Source organism: Ferrovibrio sp. GW821-FHT12D07 (assembly GCF_058807275.1).
On record NZ_JBXAQN010000003.1, the window covers coordinates 89,427 to 102,082 of the forward strand.

Annotated in this window: 13 protein-coding genes and 2 tRNA genes; 7 read left to right on the forward strand and 8 right to left on the reverse strand. The window is 60.2% G+C overall.

Features of this window, described 5'->3' with window-relative positions:
• Window positions 1–20 precede the first annotated feature (20 nt).
• The 5 genes from AC1RRE_RS18290 to AC1RRE_RS18310 all read left to right on the forward strand — a co-directional run bounded on the left by AC1RRE_RS18290 (window position 21) and on the right by AC1RRE_RS18310 (window position 2,715).
• A tRNA-Pro gene (locus AC1RRE_RS18290) sits at window positions 21–97 on the forward strand.
• Window positions 98–129: 32 nt separating this feature from the next.
• Window positions 130–429 (forward strand): ETC complex I subunit, encoded by a 300-nt coding sequence (locus AC1RRE_RS18295; RefSeq protein WP_492983155.1) that lies wholly within the window; start codon window positions 130–132, stop codon window positions 427–429.
• A gap of 71 nt (window positions 430–500) precedes the next feature.
• Window positions 501–577 (forward strand) — tRNA-Arg (locus tag AC1RRE_RS18300).
• A 25-nt stretch (window positions 578–602) separates the two neighbouring features.
• Complete coding sequence (locus AC1RRE_RS18305; RefSeq protein ID WP_492983156.1) at window positions 603–1,862, forward strand: hypothetical protein; 1,260 nt, start codon at window positions 603–605, stop codon at window positions 1,860–1,862.
• A 97-nt stretch (window positions 1,863–1,959) separates the two neighbouring features.
• A complete protein-coding gene (locus tag AC1RRE_RS18310) occupies window positions 1,960–2,715 on the forward strand; it encodes an SDR family oxidoreductase (RefSeq protein ID WP_492983158.1) in 756 nt (251 codons plus the stop codon).
• Here the strand turns inward: AC1RRE_RS18310 and speB are convergent.
• Window positions 2,712–3,764 carry an agmatinase gene (speB, locus tag AC1RRE_RS18315; protein ID WP_492983160.1) on the reverse strand — a complete coding sequence of 351 codons (1,053 nt, stop codon included), beginning with the start codon at window positions 3,762–3,764 and terminating at the stop codon, window positions 2,712–2,714. The genes AC1RRE_RS18310 and speB overlap by 4 nt on opposite strands.
• A gap of 141 nt (window positions 3,765–3,905) precedes the next feature.
• Between speB and AC1RRE_RS18320 the strand changes: the two genes are divergently transcribed.
• Both AC1RRE_RS18320 and AC1RRE_RS18325 read left to right on the forward strand, forming a co-directional pair.
• The gene (locus AC1RRE_RS18320) at window positions 3,906–4,229 is read left to right on the forward strand and encodes a hypothetical protein (RefSeq protein WP_492983162.1); all 324 of its coding nucleotides are present in this window, start codon (window positions 3,906–3,908) and stop codon (window positions 4,227–4,229) included.
• 35 nt (window positions 4,230–4,264) lie between these two features.
• The gene (locus AC1RRE_RS18325) at window positions 4,265–5,533 is read left to right on the forward strand and encodes a pentapeptide repeat-containing protein (RefSeq protein WP_492983164.1); all 1,269 of its coding nucleotides are present in this window, start codon (window positions 4,265–4,267) and stop codon (window positions 5,531–5,533) included.
• 54 nt (window positions 5,534–5,587) lie between these two features.
• Here AC1RRE_RS18325 and AC1RRE_RS18330 read toward each other — a convergent pair whose 3' ends face one another.
• From AC1RRE_RS18330 to AC1RRE_RS18360, 7 genes are all read right to left on the reverse strand, one after another.
• The gene (locus AC1RRE_RS18330; protein ID WP_492983166.1) at window positions 5,588–6,781 is read right to left on the reverse strand and encodes a hypothetical protein; all 1,194 of its coding nucleotides are present in this window, start codon (window positions 6,779–6,781) and stop codon (window positions 5,588–5,590) included.
• A 101-nt stretch (window positions 6,782–6,882) separates the two neighbouring features.
• A complete protein-coding gene (locus tag AC1RRE_RS18335) occupies window positions 6,883–7,365 on the reverse strand; it encodes a hypothetical protein (RefSeq protein WP_492983167.1) in 483 nt (160 codons plus the stop codon).
• Between the two features lie 186 nt (window positions 7,366–7,551).
• Window positions 7,552–8,664 carry a TRAP transporter substrate-binding protein gene (locus AC1RRE_RS18340; RefSeq protein ID WP_492983169.1) on the reverse strand — a complete coding sequence of 371 codons (1,113 nt, stop codon included), beginning with the start codon at window positions 8,662–8,664 and terminating at the stop codon, window positions 7,552–7,554.
• A 196-nt stretch (window positions 8,665–8,860) separates the two neighbouring features.
• Window positions 8,861–9,985: a TRAP transporter substrate-binding protein gene (locus AC1RRE_RS18345; protein ID WP_492983171.1), complete on the reverse strand. Its 1,125-nt coding sequence runs from the start codon at window positions 9,983–9,985 to the stop codon at window positions 8,861–8,863.
• Between the two features lie 132 nt (window positions 9,986–10,117).
• Window positions 10,118–10,897 carry an arginyltransferase gene (locus AC1RRE_RS18350; protein ID WP_492983173.1) on the reverse strand — a complete coding sequence of 260 codons (780 nt, stop codon included), beginning with the start codon at window positions 10,895–10,897 and terminating at the stop codon, window positions 10,118–10,120.
• A 61-nt stretch (window positions 10,898–10,958) separates the two neighbouring features.
• Entirely contained in the window at window positions 10,959–11,450 is a 492-nt protein-coding gene (locus AC1RRE_RS18355; protein WP_492983175.1) for an RDD family protein, read from the reverse strand.
• A 5-nt stretch (window positions 11,451–11,455) separates the two neighbouring features.
• Window positions 11,456–12,655, reverse strand: coding sequence for a flagellar motor protein MotB (locus AC1RRE_RS18360; protein WP_492983177.1), 1,200 nt, complete (start codon window positions 12,653–12,655; stop codon window positions 11,456–11,458).
• Between the last annotated feature and the right edge of the window lies 1 nt (window position 12,656).

Consider the following 12,656-nt stretch of genomic DNA (forward strand, 5'->3'; position numbering starts at 1 on the left):
CACTTTTCCGCCATTTCGGGCGGGGTGTAGCTCAGTCTGGTAGAGCGCTTGCTTTGGGAGCAAGAAGTCGCTGGTTCGAATCCAGTCACCCCGACCATAATGGCCAGACGAAATCACGAGGACGGCCCCATGACGACCAAGGCGCGGATTTACCAGCCGACCAAGACCGCGATGCAGTCCGGCAAGGCGCGGACCCGCCAGTGGGTGTTGGAATACGATACCGCCGACAGCCGTTTTGTGGAGCCGCTGATGGGCTGGACGGGGGCTGCGGGCACGCTGGGCCAGCTGACGCTCAAGTTCGATACCAAGGAAGAGGCGGTCGCCTATGCCGACAAGCGCGGCATTCCCTACGAGATCGAGGAGCCGCAGGCGCGCAAGATGAACCGCCGCGCTTACGCCGACAACTTCGCGTTTACCAGAATTCGCTAAGATCGATCCAGCGGGGTGCCCCAGCGGCCGGCCTCGCTGGCCGTTTTTCGTTTCAGGCTGCTAGGCCTCGGGTGCCCTTAGCTCAGTTGGATAGAGCAGCCGCCTTCTAAGCGGCAGGTCGGTGGTTCGAATCCACCAGGGCACGCCACCGGCTTTCCTTTGATGCGAGTGTCATGGTCCTGTCTGCCTATCTGCGCATCCTTCTGGCCATCGCCGGCTTGCAATTCACCAGCTTTGCCCTTGTGGCATATCTGGCGGCAGTTTCCATTCCCATCCTCGACACTATTGATATTACGGCCAGTTATCTGGCGGATGGATTTTCCTGGTCGTGGCTGCTGCAACTTCATAATCAGCACGTCATCGTTGTGCCACGGCTGTTGTTGATTGTTGATATTGCTACCAGCGGGGGGCAGATGCTGGGATTTGTCCTGCTTGCATGGGTTGCCTGGTGCGGTGTTTTTTTGATTGTCGCCCGTCAGGTCTTTCATGCCGTGCCGGATACTACCTCCAGGATTCTTGTTTGTGTTTTTCTAGCGATTGCATTGTTTCGGGGGTTCTATCTCGAGAGCATCGCGCTCAATAATGGATTCAACTATCCCTTCACGGCATTTTTTGCGGTCGCGTCTTTCGTCATAGCCGTCGGACATCCGTCACTAATGCGCGCTTGTTGGTCGGCATTATTTGCACTCGCCGCGAGCCTGTGCCTGTTCAATGGTCTTCTGGCCATACCGCTGGCCGCAGCTATCATTTGGTTGCGCAGCCGCTCTTGGCCTGTGCTGGTGCCTTTCGTCGGGACATTTTTTACCGGACTGGGGCTGTATTTCACCGGCCGACAAGATATGGCCGATCACGTCTCATTTAACATTATGAGTCTGTTGCAGGCGCTATTGAACATGCTGGGCGCACCTTGGGTGCGCAAGGCCGAATTCATCGGACAGGGGATTGGATGTTTCGTCCTGCTGTCTGTGCTGATAGCGATTGGGATGAATATGCGGCGGCTGCCACGCTTTGATGGTGTGGCATTGTTTGCTTCTGCGTTGTTGCTGTTCGGACTCAGCTCCGCTTTTTTGATTGCCATCGGCAGACCGGAATTGAGTGCCGATATGGGGGCGATAGGGCGATATGGTCTGTGGACCGGTATGATTCACGCGGGTATAGCGCTTACGATCATGCGTAATGCGCTCGTTATGCAGTTTCTAGATCACTTGCCGATGAAAGCCATGATTCTCGTCGTGTCTGTGCTCCTGCTGGGTGAGCAGGGACGGTATGCATGGGTCTATACGGAGCTTGGTCATGGCATGCGGGCGGCAGCTTTGCGACTGCAGCATGGAGATCGCTCGGAAGAGGCCTTCGACCTTATAAAATCCGATGTCAATCCGGGCTGGACGGCTTTCGACCTTTATGCTGCCCGGGGATTATACGGTTTCCGCTAAGTGATCTGCGGGCAGGGGTTCCGAGCGGGTTGCGGCGGATAGTAAATTGTCATTCTATACGGCACTTTTAGCATAATAGAACTGGAGGAACGGTGACATGGCAGTTCAGAAGGTTGCGCTGATTACTGGCGCAGGAACCGGAATCGGCAAGGCATCGGCCGTGGCTCTGGCCAAGGCGGGCTATAATGTCGTGTTGGCCGGCCGCCGTCTGGAAGCCCTGGATGCCACGGCCCGCGAAGCCGAAAAGCATGGCGTCCGCGCCGTCGCCGTCGCCACCGATGTGGGTGATCACGCGCAAGTGAAGGCGCTGTTCGCCAAGACCAAGCAGGCCTTTGGCCGCCTGGATGTGCTGTTCAACAATGCGGGCATGGGCACGCCAGCCATGCCGCTGGAAGACCTGTCCTATGAGCAGTGGAAGGCCGTGGTAGACGTGAATCTCACCGGCCCATTCCTGTGCACGCAGGAAGCCTTCCGCATCATGAAAGACCAGGATCCGCGCGGCGGCCGCATCATCAACAACGGTTCAATTTCGGCGCACGCGCCGCGGCCGTTCTCATCGCCCTATACCTCAACCAAGCATGCGATCACCGGCCTGACCAAGGCAAGTGCGCTTGACGGTCGTGCCTATGACATCGGTGTCGGCCAGATCGATATCGGTAATGCCGCCACCGACATGACAGAGCGCATGAAGAATGGCGTGCTGCAGCCTGATGGCTCGACCCGCGTTGAGCCGCGCATGGATGTCGAGCATGTGGCCAATGCCGTTGTGCATATGGCCAGCTTGCCGCTGGACGCCAATGTGCTGTTCATGACCGTCATGGCGACGAAGATGCCTTTCGTCGGTCGCGGTTAGCCTTTCCGCGTCTGCCACGCGGCTTTCGCCAGGCAGAAAATGGTGAACAGCATCTGCGCTCCGGCCTGAGCGGTGTTGGTGGTGCCGTCGTATTGCGGTGCCACCTCCATCACGTCACCGCCGATCACATCGAGCCCGATCAGGCCGCGCAGGATCGCCAGCGCTTCCGCTGTTGAGAGGCCACCGACTTCTGGTGTTCCGGTGCCGGGCGCAAAAGCAGGGTCCAGTCCGTCGACATCGAAAGAGATGTAGCAGGGGCCTTCGCCGACCACACGGCGGGCTTCGGCGATCACAGTAGGAATGCCCATCGGGGCGACCTCTTCGGCATGAATAACCCTCATGCCGGACTCATACGAGAATTCCCACAGATACTCGGCACCGCCGCGGATACCGATCTGGATGGTGCGGGCGGGGTCCAGCACGCCATCCAGTACTGCCATCCGGAATGGCCCGCCATGGTGGAATTTCGAACCCTCATAAGGTCCGGACGTGTCGCAATGGGCATCGATATGCACCAGTCCCACTGGTCGGTCGGCACCCAGCGCCTTCAAGATTGGATAGGTTATGGAGTGGTCGCCGCCGACAGAAAGCGGGATCACCCCGGCTGCGGCGATCTTCCGGTAAAAGGCCTCAATGTCCTCGTGACAGGATTCCAGGCTGAAGCGGCTGCGGAAACGGACATCGCCGATATCCGCGGCCTTGCAGCCGGCCAGGGGCGCCATTTTGAGGGCGTGCTCGTAGGGTCCGATCCGTTCGACCGCCCGCACCGCCCGGGGGCCGAGCCGGGCCCCGGCCCGGTTGGTAACGCCCAGATCCATCGGAACGCCGATGAAAGCAAAGTTCAGGCCATCAAGATCGGTCTTATCCACAGCTTCGGGGCGATAGGGTGCCCCGATGAAGGTGGCGACGTCTGCAAACGGCCATTTTCGCCGGTCGCCATCTGTGAATTGCTGGTCGGCCACGGCCCGGAAGGCGGGGTCGTAGATATCCCCACCACGGGCGGTGCCGTATTTGGCCCGCAGGGCCGCAAGCTTGGCTGAATCGGTCATATGCATACTCTATCACCCAAGAAGCCGTTTGGGGCTCCTACGCCTTTAGGACAGCTAGGCGCGGGGTCCGGAGACGTCTAAGAAGGCCTGCCCGGCACTACTCTGATCCGGCCGGCCTTGTTTCCCCCCGGAGGAACGGTTTTGAGTGATGCGATTACCCAGATGCGGGAGCAGATCGGGAAGCTCCAGGAAGAAAAAGCGCGGCTGGAAGACAATATGAACAGTCTGGCCAAAAAACGTCCGGAGCTGGACAAGGCCATTCTCGACATCCAGACGGCCTTACGCAACGCCAAGGGGCCATCCTCCCAGTTACAGGCCGATCTGCGCAATGCCAAGGAGGCCTCGCAGGGGGCAGCTGCCGGGGGACAGGCCGTGAAGGTGAAAATTGCGGAACTGTCTGGGAAGATTGCGGAACTAGAGAAAAACATTAAGATTGTCGAAGATTTTATGCGGCCAAAGAAATAGGCTGCATCAGTATTTAGGCTGAGGGGGCTCGGGTAATGAACCCGATGGAAGTGGAAAAGATGCTTGCGCGCCACAGAGAGTGGCTGCTTAAGCGTCCCCGTGGAGCCCGTCTGAATCTCTCCCTGGCGGATTTGCAGGGCTATGATTTTAGTGGGGCTGACCTGCGTGCCGCGAAGATGTCGGGCGCGAACCTGTCCCGATCCGTTCTGGTGGAAACCAATCTCTCCGAAGCCGACCTGTTTGCCGCCAACCTGGAACGGGCCGACCTGTCCCGGTCTGACCTGACCAAGGCCGATCTGCGTGGCGCGTCCATGCGCGGCGCGACCCTGGCCGGTGCCCGACTGATGGGCGTGGATTTCCGGGGTGGGGCGCTGATGCAGGCGTCTGATGACGGGGTGGGCTTTGGCGCGGCCGATAGCGTAACCGGCAAGAAGCCGAAGGCGAACACTGGTGGTGCCGATCTGGCCGAAGCTAACCTGCGTGGGTCGAACCTGACCGGTTCCAACATGAATGGCGTGAATCTCGCAGGCGCCAATCTCTCCAGGGCAAACCTGACGAAGGTTTCGCTGCGCAAGGCCAATCTGGCAGGCGCCGACCTGAAGGGGGCATGTCTGCGGGGCGTCGATATGTCGATGGCGCTGATCGATGGCGCGGATTTTCAGGGCGCCGACCTGAAGGGAGCGATCCTGGAAGATGTGGATATGGATTCCGCAAACTTCACAGGTGCTGAACTCTTCGTCGATGTTTCAAGCTTCGGCGATACCGTTGCCGGTATCCTTCAGGAGCACGAGAAGTGGATCAAGACCGATGGCCGCGAGGGTGTGCGTGCCGATCTGGCCGGTCTGAACATGGAGCGCATCGATCTCACGGGTAAGGATCTGAGCGGTGCGAATCTCAAGGGTGCGAAACTTGCTGGTGCCAAGCTGCAGAACACCACGCTGGTGATGACCGATCTTTCCGAGGCTGATCTGACCGGTGCGAATCTGATCGGTGCGCTGGCGAATGGCGTGAACATGGCCCGTGCGATCCTGCAGAAGGCGATCCTGCAGCGCGCTCAGCTGGGCCAGGTGCCGCTGCGCGGGCCCGATGGTAAGCCGATCGGTCGTTTCTGGTCGGCCAGCCTGGCGGCTTGCGATGCGACCGAGGCTGATTTCTCGGATGCCCTGCTGAAGGGGGCGAACCTGATTGACGCCAAGTTCAATCGCGCCAGACTGGTCAATGCGAACCTGACCGATGCCAAGATGGTCAATACCGATCTGAACGGCGCAGATCTGACTGGCGCACAAATGCCGCCCAGGGATTAAGCGGGATCGCGATTGAGCGACGCTGCGCAGGCGCAGCGTCGGCACTTCAATCTGTCAGCCTTCCATATTGCGCACGCGTTCCATGCGCATGCGTCCGGCGTGATCGATGGCTTCCTTGAACGTGTCCGGGGCGATTTCCAGCAGTCTGTGATTCAGCTTGCGAGTCAGCTGCCATTCCTTCTTGGGCTCGCTCTTGCTGAGCAGGGCCTTTGAATTGAGATTGGAAAGAATGCGCTCCCACAGTGTCTCTGCACAGTAGATCAGACGGCCTTCGCCGAGCAGGCGGTTCAGCTTTTCCAGAATAGGATCCGGCTTAGCCGGCATTTCCAGCTTGCCTGCTGAAAGTTCAGCGAGGGCCAACAGCGCCTCGGACAGGCTGTTACGTGGCCCCAGAATATCCTGGATCAGGGTCGTGGCATCCAGACATGACGCCGACGCCTCATCCAGCAGCGGGGCCAGACCATTCATCGGACGATCGATCATATCCGTGAGATACAACTCAAGCCGCCCAGCATAGCTGGACAGGCTTTGAGTGACCTTGGAGGTCTGGAAAAAGAACAGGAAACGTAACTGGTCATCCTGCACGCGATGCGACAGTCGCTCGTAGAGGCGGGCAAAGTCGTTGTTCTCGAAAGCCGGCAGACCCTTTTCAGCCATGGCATCGCGCGTGAGCTGGATCTTTTTGTCGAAGAGAGCTTCTAGCTTCTTGCTGCGTTCGCCTTGGCTCGGCAGGCCCGGGTCGGTCTGGGCTCCGGCAAGAGCATAGATGCCGGCACGCATGAAATTGCTCATGTCGTTCAGCTTGCGCTGATGCTGCGGCGAATGCAGCAGTTCGATCGAAGTTGCATTCTGCTTGTCGAGGAACTCTCTAAAGACAGCGCTGAAGGCTTTGGCAGCCGGTCGGCGGGCAAGATCGTATGGGGTCGCGCAGACCGGGAAGATACCTTTGAACGGCCGCGTCGCCATGACCTTCGGCCGCACCGTTGCTGTCTTGTTGAAGATTTCTGATTGTGTCGTGAAACCGTCCGAGCGCGCCCGCGAGCGCAGCACCTTGACCGCCTGATAGTCACCGAGATTGAGAAGGGCATTGGCCTGGGCGACGGCCGATTTCTCCAACTGCTCGTTGGCGTGCTGGGTCATGGTGGACTCGCCTTCCAGGCGCTTGTCGAGCCGCCAACGACCATCCACCTGGACATAGATTTCATAGGCGTAGGCGCGTCCGCCGCCGAACATCGACCCAAAAACCATTTTTCCCCCGCCGGACCCGGCTTATACGCTGTTACGCAATTCTGACTGAATCTTTGCGTTCCGGGCGGCCTTTGGCAAGCCTTGTCCCGGTCATTGGATTTTTAATCCTGCTGTTCGCGGCGTTGTTTTTCGGCAATCGCGCGCTGCTCGATCGTCTGCAGTTGCTTGGCGAAGCGCTCAAAAGCTTGCGCCACCGAGAGAACGAATTGCCGCTGCTGCGGTTCGGGCATTTCCAGAGCCGCCTCGGAGAAACGGCGGGCCTGCTGCCAGGCGAGGCCGGCGGCGTCCCGGAAAGCATCCACACGGACCTGTTCGAAGGTCGACAGGATGCAGTGGCGGGTAATGCTTTCCTCGACCGTCTTGAAGGAGGCTTCCTTGACCATGCCGTCTTTCAGCAGGTCAAAAACCAGAAGCGTTTCTTCGGAAATCTTGTTGATAATACCGTCAACGCGCTCGCGGTCGCGCGGCGTCGGAGTCAAATCAGGCTCCGCCGTCCGTTTGGTTGCTCGCTTTACGACACTGCGCCACATGGCGTTGGAAAGACGGTCCTTTCTGGCATCCGTCGGGGTCACTGCCTGCCGCATTCATAGTGCGACACAACTCCGGGGTGCGCCACCGATTTTGTATGCAAATGGTTGCCCAAGGCTTAACCCGGATGCGGCGGCAATGGAAATTAAGAGCCGGTAACACGTTTTTATAATGTTCCGGGCCGCAAAAACGAAAAAAGGCCCCGGTTTCCCGGGGCCTTTCCTGTCGTCGGATGATGTGGCTCAGCCGCGCTTGCGCTGTGAGGCCGCGATCATGAAGTTGTCGAAGGTGTTTTCCGAAACGCGGAACCAGCTGACCTGCTCGTCACGGAACTTGACCCAGTTGTCGAAGACCTTCTTGAACTTCGGGTTCTTCGAGCAGGTGTCCTCGTACAGTTCGTTGGCAGCCTTGAAGCTGGCTTCCATGACCGGACGCGGGAAAGCACGCAGCTGCGTACCACCAGCCAGCAGCTTCTTCAGGGCTGCCGGATTGACAGCGTCATACTTGGCCAGCATCCAGCCATTGGCTTCGGCGCAGGCCGCTTCCAGGACCGCCTGGTACTCCTTCGGAAGCTTGTTATAGGCATCGATATTGACGATGGCCGACAACTGCGGGCCGCCTTCCCACCAGCCGGGATAGTAGTAGTACTTGGCGACCTTGTTGAAGCCGAGCTTCTCGTCGTCATACGGACCGATCCACTCGGCCGCATCGATGGTGCCCTTTTCCAGTGACGGATAGATGTCGCCGCCGGCGATCTGCTGCGGCACGACGCCCAGCTTGCTCAGCACTTGGCCGGCGAAGCCGCCGACGCGGAACTTCAGGCCGTTGAGGTCTTCAACGGTCTTGATCTCCTTGCGGAACCAGCCGCCCATCTGCGCACCGGTGTTGCCGGCCGCGAAGGGAATGCAGTTGTAGTCCTTGAAGAACTCGCGCATCAGCTGGGTGCCGCCGCCGAAGTTCATCCAGGCATTCTGCTGACGGGCATTCAGGCCGAAAGGCAGCGCGGTATCGAAGGCGAAGGTCGGATCCTTGCCGACATAGTAGTAGTTCGCGGTATGACCGATTTCCACGGTGCCGGCCTGAACGGCGTCGAGCACCTGCAGACCCGGCACGATTTCGCCGGAGGCGAAGGTGCGGATCTGGAACTTGCCGCCGGTCGCGGCTTCAACGCGCTTGGCCAGAATGTCTGCAGCACCGAAGATGGTATCAAGGCTCTTCGGGAAGCTGGAGGCGAGGCGCCAGCGGACTTCGGGCTGGCTCTGGGCCAGCGCCGGCATCGGGAAGTTTGCGGCTGCAACACCGATGCCGCTGACGCCGGCCAGGCCGGCGCCCTTAAGGAACTTACGTCTTTGCATTTGTTCTTCTCCCTGTTTGACCCTTTCGGTCGCGGGCCGGACTCTCTCGGCCCGATACCGGTCACTCTCACAAGCTGCCGTTGCGATAAGTGATTCGGAGGGAGATTACGGGATTCGCTCCGGAAGCGACAGACAAAGAAAAGCCCCGCAGTGCGGGGCTTTTCCATCAATACGTAGGCGGACGGATTAATTCCGATCAGCCGCCCTTCTTCGCAGCCGGCTTACGCTGGCTGGCAGCCGACATGAAGTTGTCGAAGGTGCCTTCGGCCACACGGAACCACAGCAGCTGGTCGTCGCGATACTTCGCCCAGCTGTCATAGATCTTCTTGAACTTCGGGTTGGCCGCGGCCACTTCGGCATAGACCTCGTTGGCGGCATCGAAGCAGGCTTCCATGACCGGACGCGGGAACGGACGCAGCTGCGTGCCGCTGCCAACCAGCTTCTTCAGCGCAACCGGGTTCTGCGCGTCGTAACGGCCGAGCATCCAGTTGGTGCATTCCGCGCTGGCAGCTTCGAGAGCGGCCTGATACGGCTTCGGCAGGCTTTCCCACTGCTGATTGTTGACGTACAGCGAGACCTGCGGACCGCCTTCCCACCAACCCGGATAGTAGTAGAACTTGGCGACCTTGTTGAAGCCGAGCTTCTCGTCGTCATACGGCCCAACCCACTCGGCTGCGTCGATGGTGCCCTTTTCCAGCGCCGGATAGATGTCGCCGCCAGCAAGCTGCTGCGGCACGACGCCCAGCTTGGACAGAATCTGGCCAGCGATGCCCGCGATGCGGAACTTCAGGCCCTTCAGGTCTTCAACGGTCTTGATCTCCTTGCGGAACCAGCCGCCCATCTGCGTGCCGGTGTTGCCGGCCGGGAACTGGACGATGTTGTAGTCCTTGAAGAACTCGCGCATCAGCTCCAGGCCGCCGCCATTGCGCATCCAGGAATTCTGCTGGCGCACGTTGAGGCCGAAGGGCAGGCAGGCATCGAAAGCGAAGGTCGGATCCTTGCCAACGTAGTAATAGCTGACGCTGTAGCCGGCTTCGACGGTGCCGGCCTGAACGGCGTCGAGCACCTGCAGACCAGGCACGATTTCGCCGGCGGCGAAGACGCGGATCTGGAACTTGTTGTCGGTCAGCTCAGCAACGCGCTTCGCCAGCTGCTCGCCACCGCCATGGATAGTGTCGAGGCTCTTCGGGAAGCTGGTGGGCATGCGCCACTTGATTTCGGGCAGGCTCTGGGCGATCGCCGGGGCCGGGAAGCTGGCAGCGGCGCCGACGGCACCGGCGCCGGCAACCGCCGCACCGGAGAGGAATTTGCGACGAAGCATGATCTGTAGTTCTCCCTAGAAGGTCGGTGGTCCGCGTTCGGACAAGCGCAGACGCAACACGTGAGTACACGGAGAATCCGCATACGGTGTTGGAAAATACCCCTCAGGAGGGCGGGACGCAAGAAACGGGGGTCAGACCAGGGTCGCAGGCGACAGGGGCGCGGGAACGGGCTCGGCGTCTGGATCAAGGCGCCGCCAGCCTTCCTGGGTGAGGGCTTCCAGGGGACGGAAACGGCTCTTGTAAGCCATCTTCTGGCTCTCAGAGATCCAGTAGCCCAGATACACATAAGGCAGGCCCAATTCGTAGGCATTCTGGATATGCCAGAGAATGATCATGCTGCCCGGGCTGCGGTTTTCGAACTCGGGGTCAAAGTAGCTGTAGACCAGCGAGATGCCGTCATTCATCTCATCAATCAGGCAGACCCCGAGCAGGCGACCATCCGGCATGCGGAACTCGGTCAGGCCACTGCGCACCGGGCTGTCCTCAACCATCGCCCGATAATCGGCAAATTCCATGTCGGCCATGCCGCCGCCATCGTGACGGGCCGTCACATAGCGCCGGAAGACCTGGTAATGCTCGCGCGTGGCGTAGGCGGGCAGGCGCCGGGCCATGATGCCAGTGTTGCGACGCAACACGCGACGCTGCGGCGGGTTGGGCTGAAACTCGGAGACGGGTACCCGGACCGGCACACAGGCATTGCAGTTTTCGCAGGCCGGCCGATAGGCGAGGTCCTGACTGCGCCGGAAGCCGGCCTGGCTCAGGGCGTTATGCAGGCCATCGGGATCGTCCCCTGCCAGCAAGGTCACGACCTTGCGCTCCAGCCGTCCCGGCAGATAGGGACAGGGCGTGGGCGGAGTGGCAAAAAAGTGCCGTAAGGGTATCTGCAGGCGGTGTTTCACGTCGCAGTCCATCAGTAATTCAGAAACAGATTAGCGTAATTGCCCCGGTTGGGGAGGGGGATTCTGTGTTTAATCACACCCGACGGACAACAAGGGTGCCACAGAGCAGGTCATGCAGGCAGCGTCGGCGGTTGCTGAACAGCGGCCAGAGCAAGATCAGGCCACTGGTAAAACCCACCGTGACATAGAAAACGACGGTATGAAGCAGGGCCTGGAGATAGCCCGGTTTCCCGCCACTCCAGATGCGAACCTCCAGACCAAACATCCGCATGCCCAGCGTGGCAGAAGCGGGGCTGCCGATGGTGAGCGTGTGATAGGCGGTCGGGATCAGGGCGCCGAGTAACAACAGCAGCGGCGTCAGCAGGCCGAAGGTGATCAGCGAGAGCATTGCCAGAGTGAAATAGTACAAGACGAACAGACCGCCCAAGATGACCAAGTCGACCAGATAGCCGAAGGCACGACGCCAGAGCAGACCTTCGAAGCGGCCCGGCTGGGCAAACGGATCAAGCAGCGGCGCGCTGGCAGGAACCGGCTGCGTCGAGGGAGACTGCGAAGAGTCCGACATGGCGATCAGCGGGTCGGCAGGATGCGAATGGCACCATTGCTGGGGCCAGGACCACTCAGACCCGGTGGCAGTGGTGGCGGTGGCGGCGGATTGCGCAACACGCCCGGACGTGGCGGCCCTGCCGGCCCGCCAGACTGGTTGCCGGCACCACCGGCGCCTGCGCCACCTGCACCGCCGCCGGCCTTCGGCACGTCACTGAGCAGCAATACGGCAATGCGGCGGTTGCGCGGATCGAGTGGGTTATCCTTGATCAGCGGATCCTGATCGGCATTACCGGTAACCTGACGAATGCGCTCGGCCGGAACGCCGGCTTCGATCATGGAGCGTCGCGCCGCATTGGCACGATCCGCCGACAGTTCCCAATTCGAATAAGAACCCTGACCACGGAAGGGCTGCGCATCGGTATTACCACTGATCGCCAGCTTGTTGGGCAGCTTGGAAACGACCTGCGCGACCTGCTGCATCAGGCGGCGGGCTTTGTCATTCATGCTGGTGCCGCCCGACGGAAACATGGATGACTGTTCCTCGTCGACGAGCTGGATGCGGAAACCTTCCGGTGTGTTGTCAAAGACAATCTGCTTCGACAGTTCGGCAAGCTGTGGATTGCTGGCGATCGCCTGACGAATCTGTTCTTCGGCCTCACGGAAATTTTCTGCCTCCGCCTGAGCGACACGCTCACGCGCGGACTGGGCATCGATCTGCTGCAGGTCGGTGATCTGTTGCTGCTGGCCTGCGCCCTGACCTTGCTGCTGCTGATCGCCTTCGCCCTGCTGGGCCATCATGTTGGGATCCTGGAACCGATCCCCCTGCGTGCCGGGGGCCGGCGGGGGCTGACGCGATTCCTGATATTTCTGGTCGTATTGCGGCTGATCGGGCTGGTCCGATTTTTCCGAAGAGGGACCAACGATCACGGTTGGCAGGCCAAAGCTGGAAATCTTGCCACCGTCTTCCAGTATGGTGCGGCCGCCCATCACGCCGCCGGCGCCTGAGAAGCTGCGGCTGACAGACGCGGGCGAGAAATAGTCGGCGACGCCCTTCTTCTGCTCGTCCGTGGTGACGTTCAGCAGCCACAACAGCAGGAAGAAAGCCATCATCGCGGTCACGAAGTCGGCATAGGCAACCTTCCAGGCGCCGCCATGGGCACCTGCCGCGGTCTTCTTGACCTTTTTGACGATGATTGGGCGTTCGCCCTCAGCCGATGCCATG

Excerpts from the sequence above, each read along its gene's own strand:
- AC1RRE_RS18330 (WP_492983166.1), bottom strand. The coding sequence starts at position 6,781 with ATGGTTTTTGGGTCGATGTTCGGCGGCGGACGCGCCTACGCCTATGAA.
- AC1RRE_RS18325 (WP_492983164.1), top strand. The coding sequence starts at position 4,265 with ATGAACCCGATGGAAGTGGAAAAGATGCTTGCGCGCCACAGAGAGTGG.
- AC1RRE_RS18340 (WP_492983169.1), bottom strand. The coding sequence starts at position 8,664 with ATGCAAAGACGTAAGTTCCTTAAGGGCGCCGGCCTGGCCGGCGTCAGC.
- AC1RRE_RS18295 (WP_492983155.1), top strand. The coding sequence starts at position 130 with ATGACGACCAAGGCGCGGATTTACCAGCCGACCAAGACCGCGATGCAG.
- speB (WP_492983160.1), bottom strand. The coding sequence starts at position 3,764 with ATGACCGATTCAGCCAAGCTTGCGGCCCTGCGGGCCAAATACGGCACC.
- AC1RRE_RS18350 (WP_492983173.1), bottom strand. The coding sequence starts at position 10,897 with ATGGACTGCGACGTGAAACACCGCCTGCAGATACCCTTACGGCACTTT.
- AC1RRE_RS18305 (WP_492983156.1), top strand. The coding sequence starts at position 603 with ATGGTCCTGTCTGCCTATCTGCGCATCCTTCTGGCCATCGCCGGCTTG.
- AC1RRE_RS18355 (WP_492983175.1), bottom strand. The coding sequence starts at position 11,450 with ATGTCGGACTCTTCGCAGTCTCCCTCGACGCAGCCGGTTCCTGCCAGC.
- AC1RRE_RS18360 (WP_492983177.1), bottom strand. The coding sequence starts at position 12,655 with ATGGCATCGGCTGAGGGCGAACGCCCAATCATCGTCAAAAAGGTCAAG.
- AC1RRE_RS18310 (WP_492983158.1), top strand. The coding sequence starts at position 1,960 with ATGGCAGTTCAGAAGGTTGCGCTGATTACTGGCGCAGGAACCGGAATC.
- AC1RRE_RS18335 (WP_492983167.1), bottom strand. The coding sequence starts at position 7,365 with ATGCGGCAGGCAGTGACCCCGACGGATGCCAGAAAGGACCGTCTTTCC.
- AC1RRE_RS18345 (WP_492983171.1), bottom strand. The coding sequence starts at position 9,985 with ATGCTTCGTCGCAAATTCCTCTCCGGTGCGGCGGTTGCCGGCGCCGGT.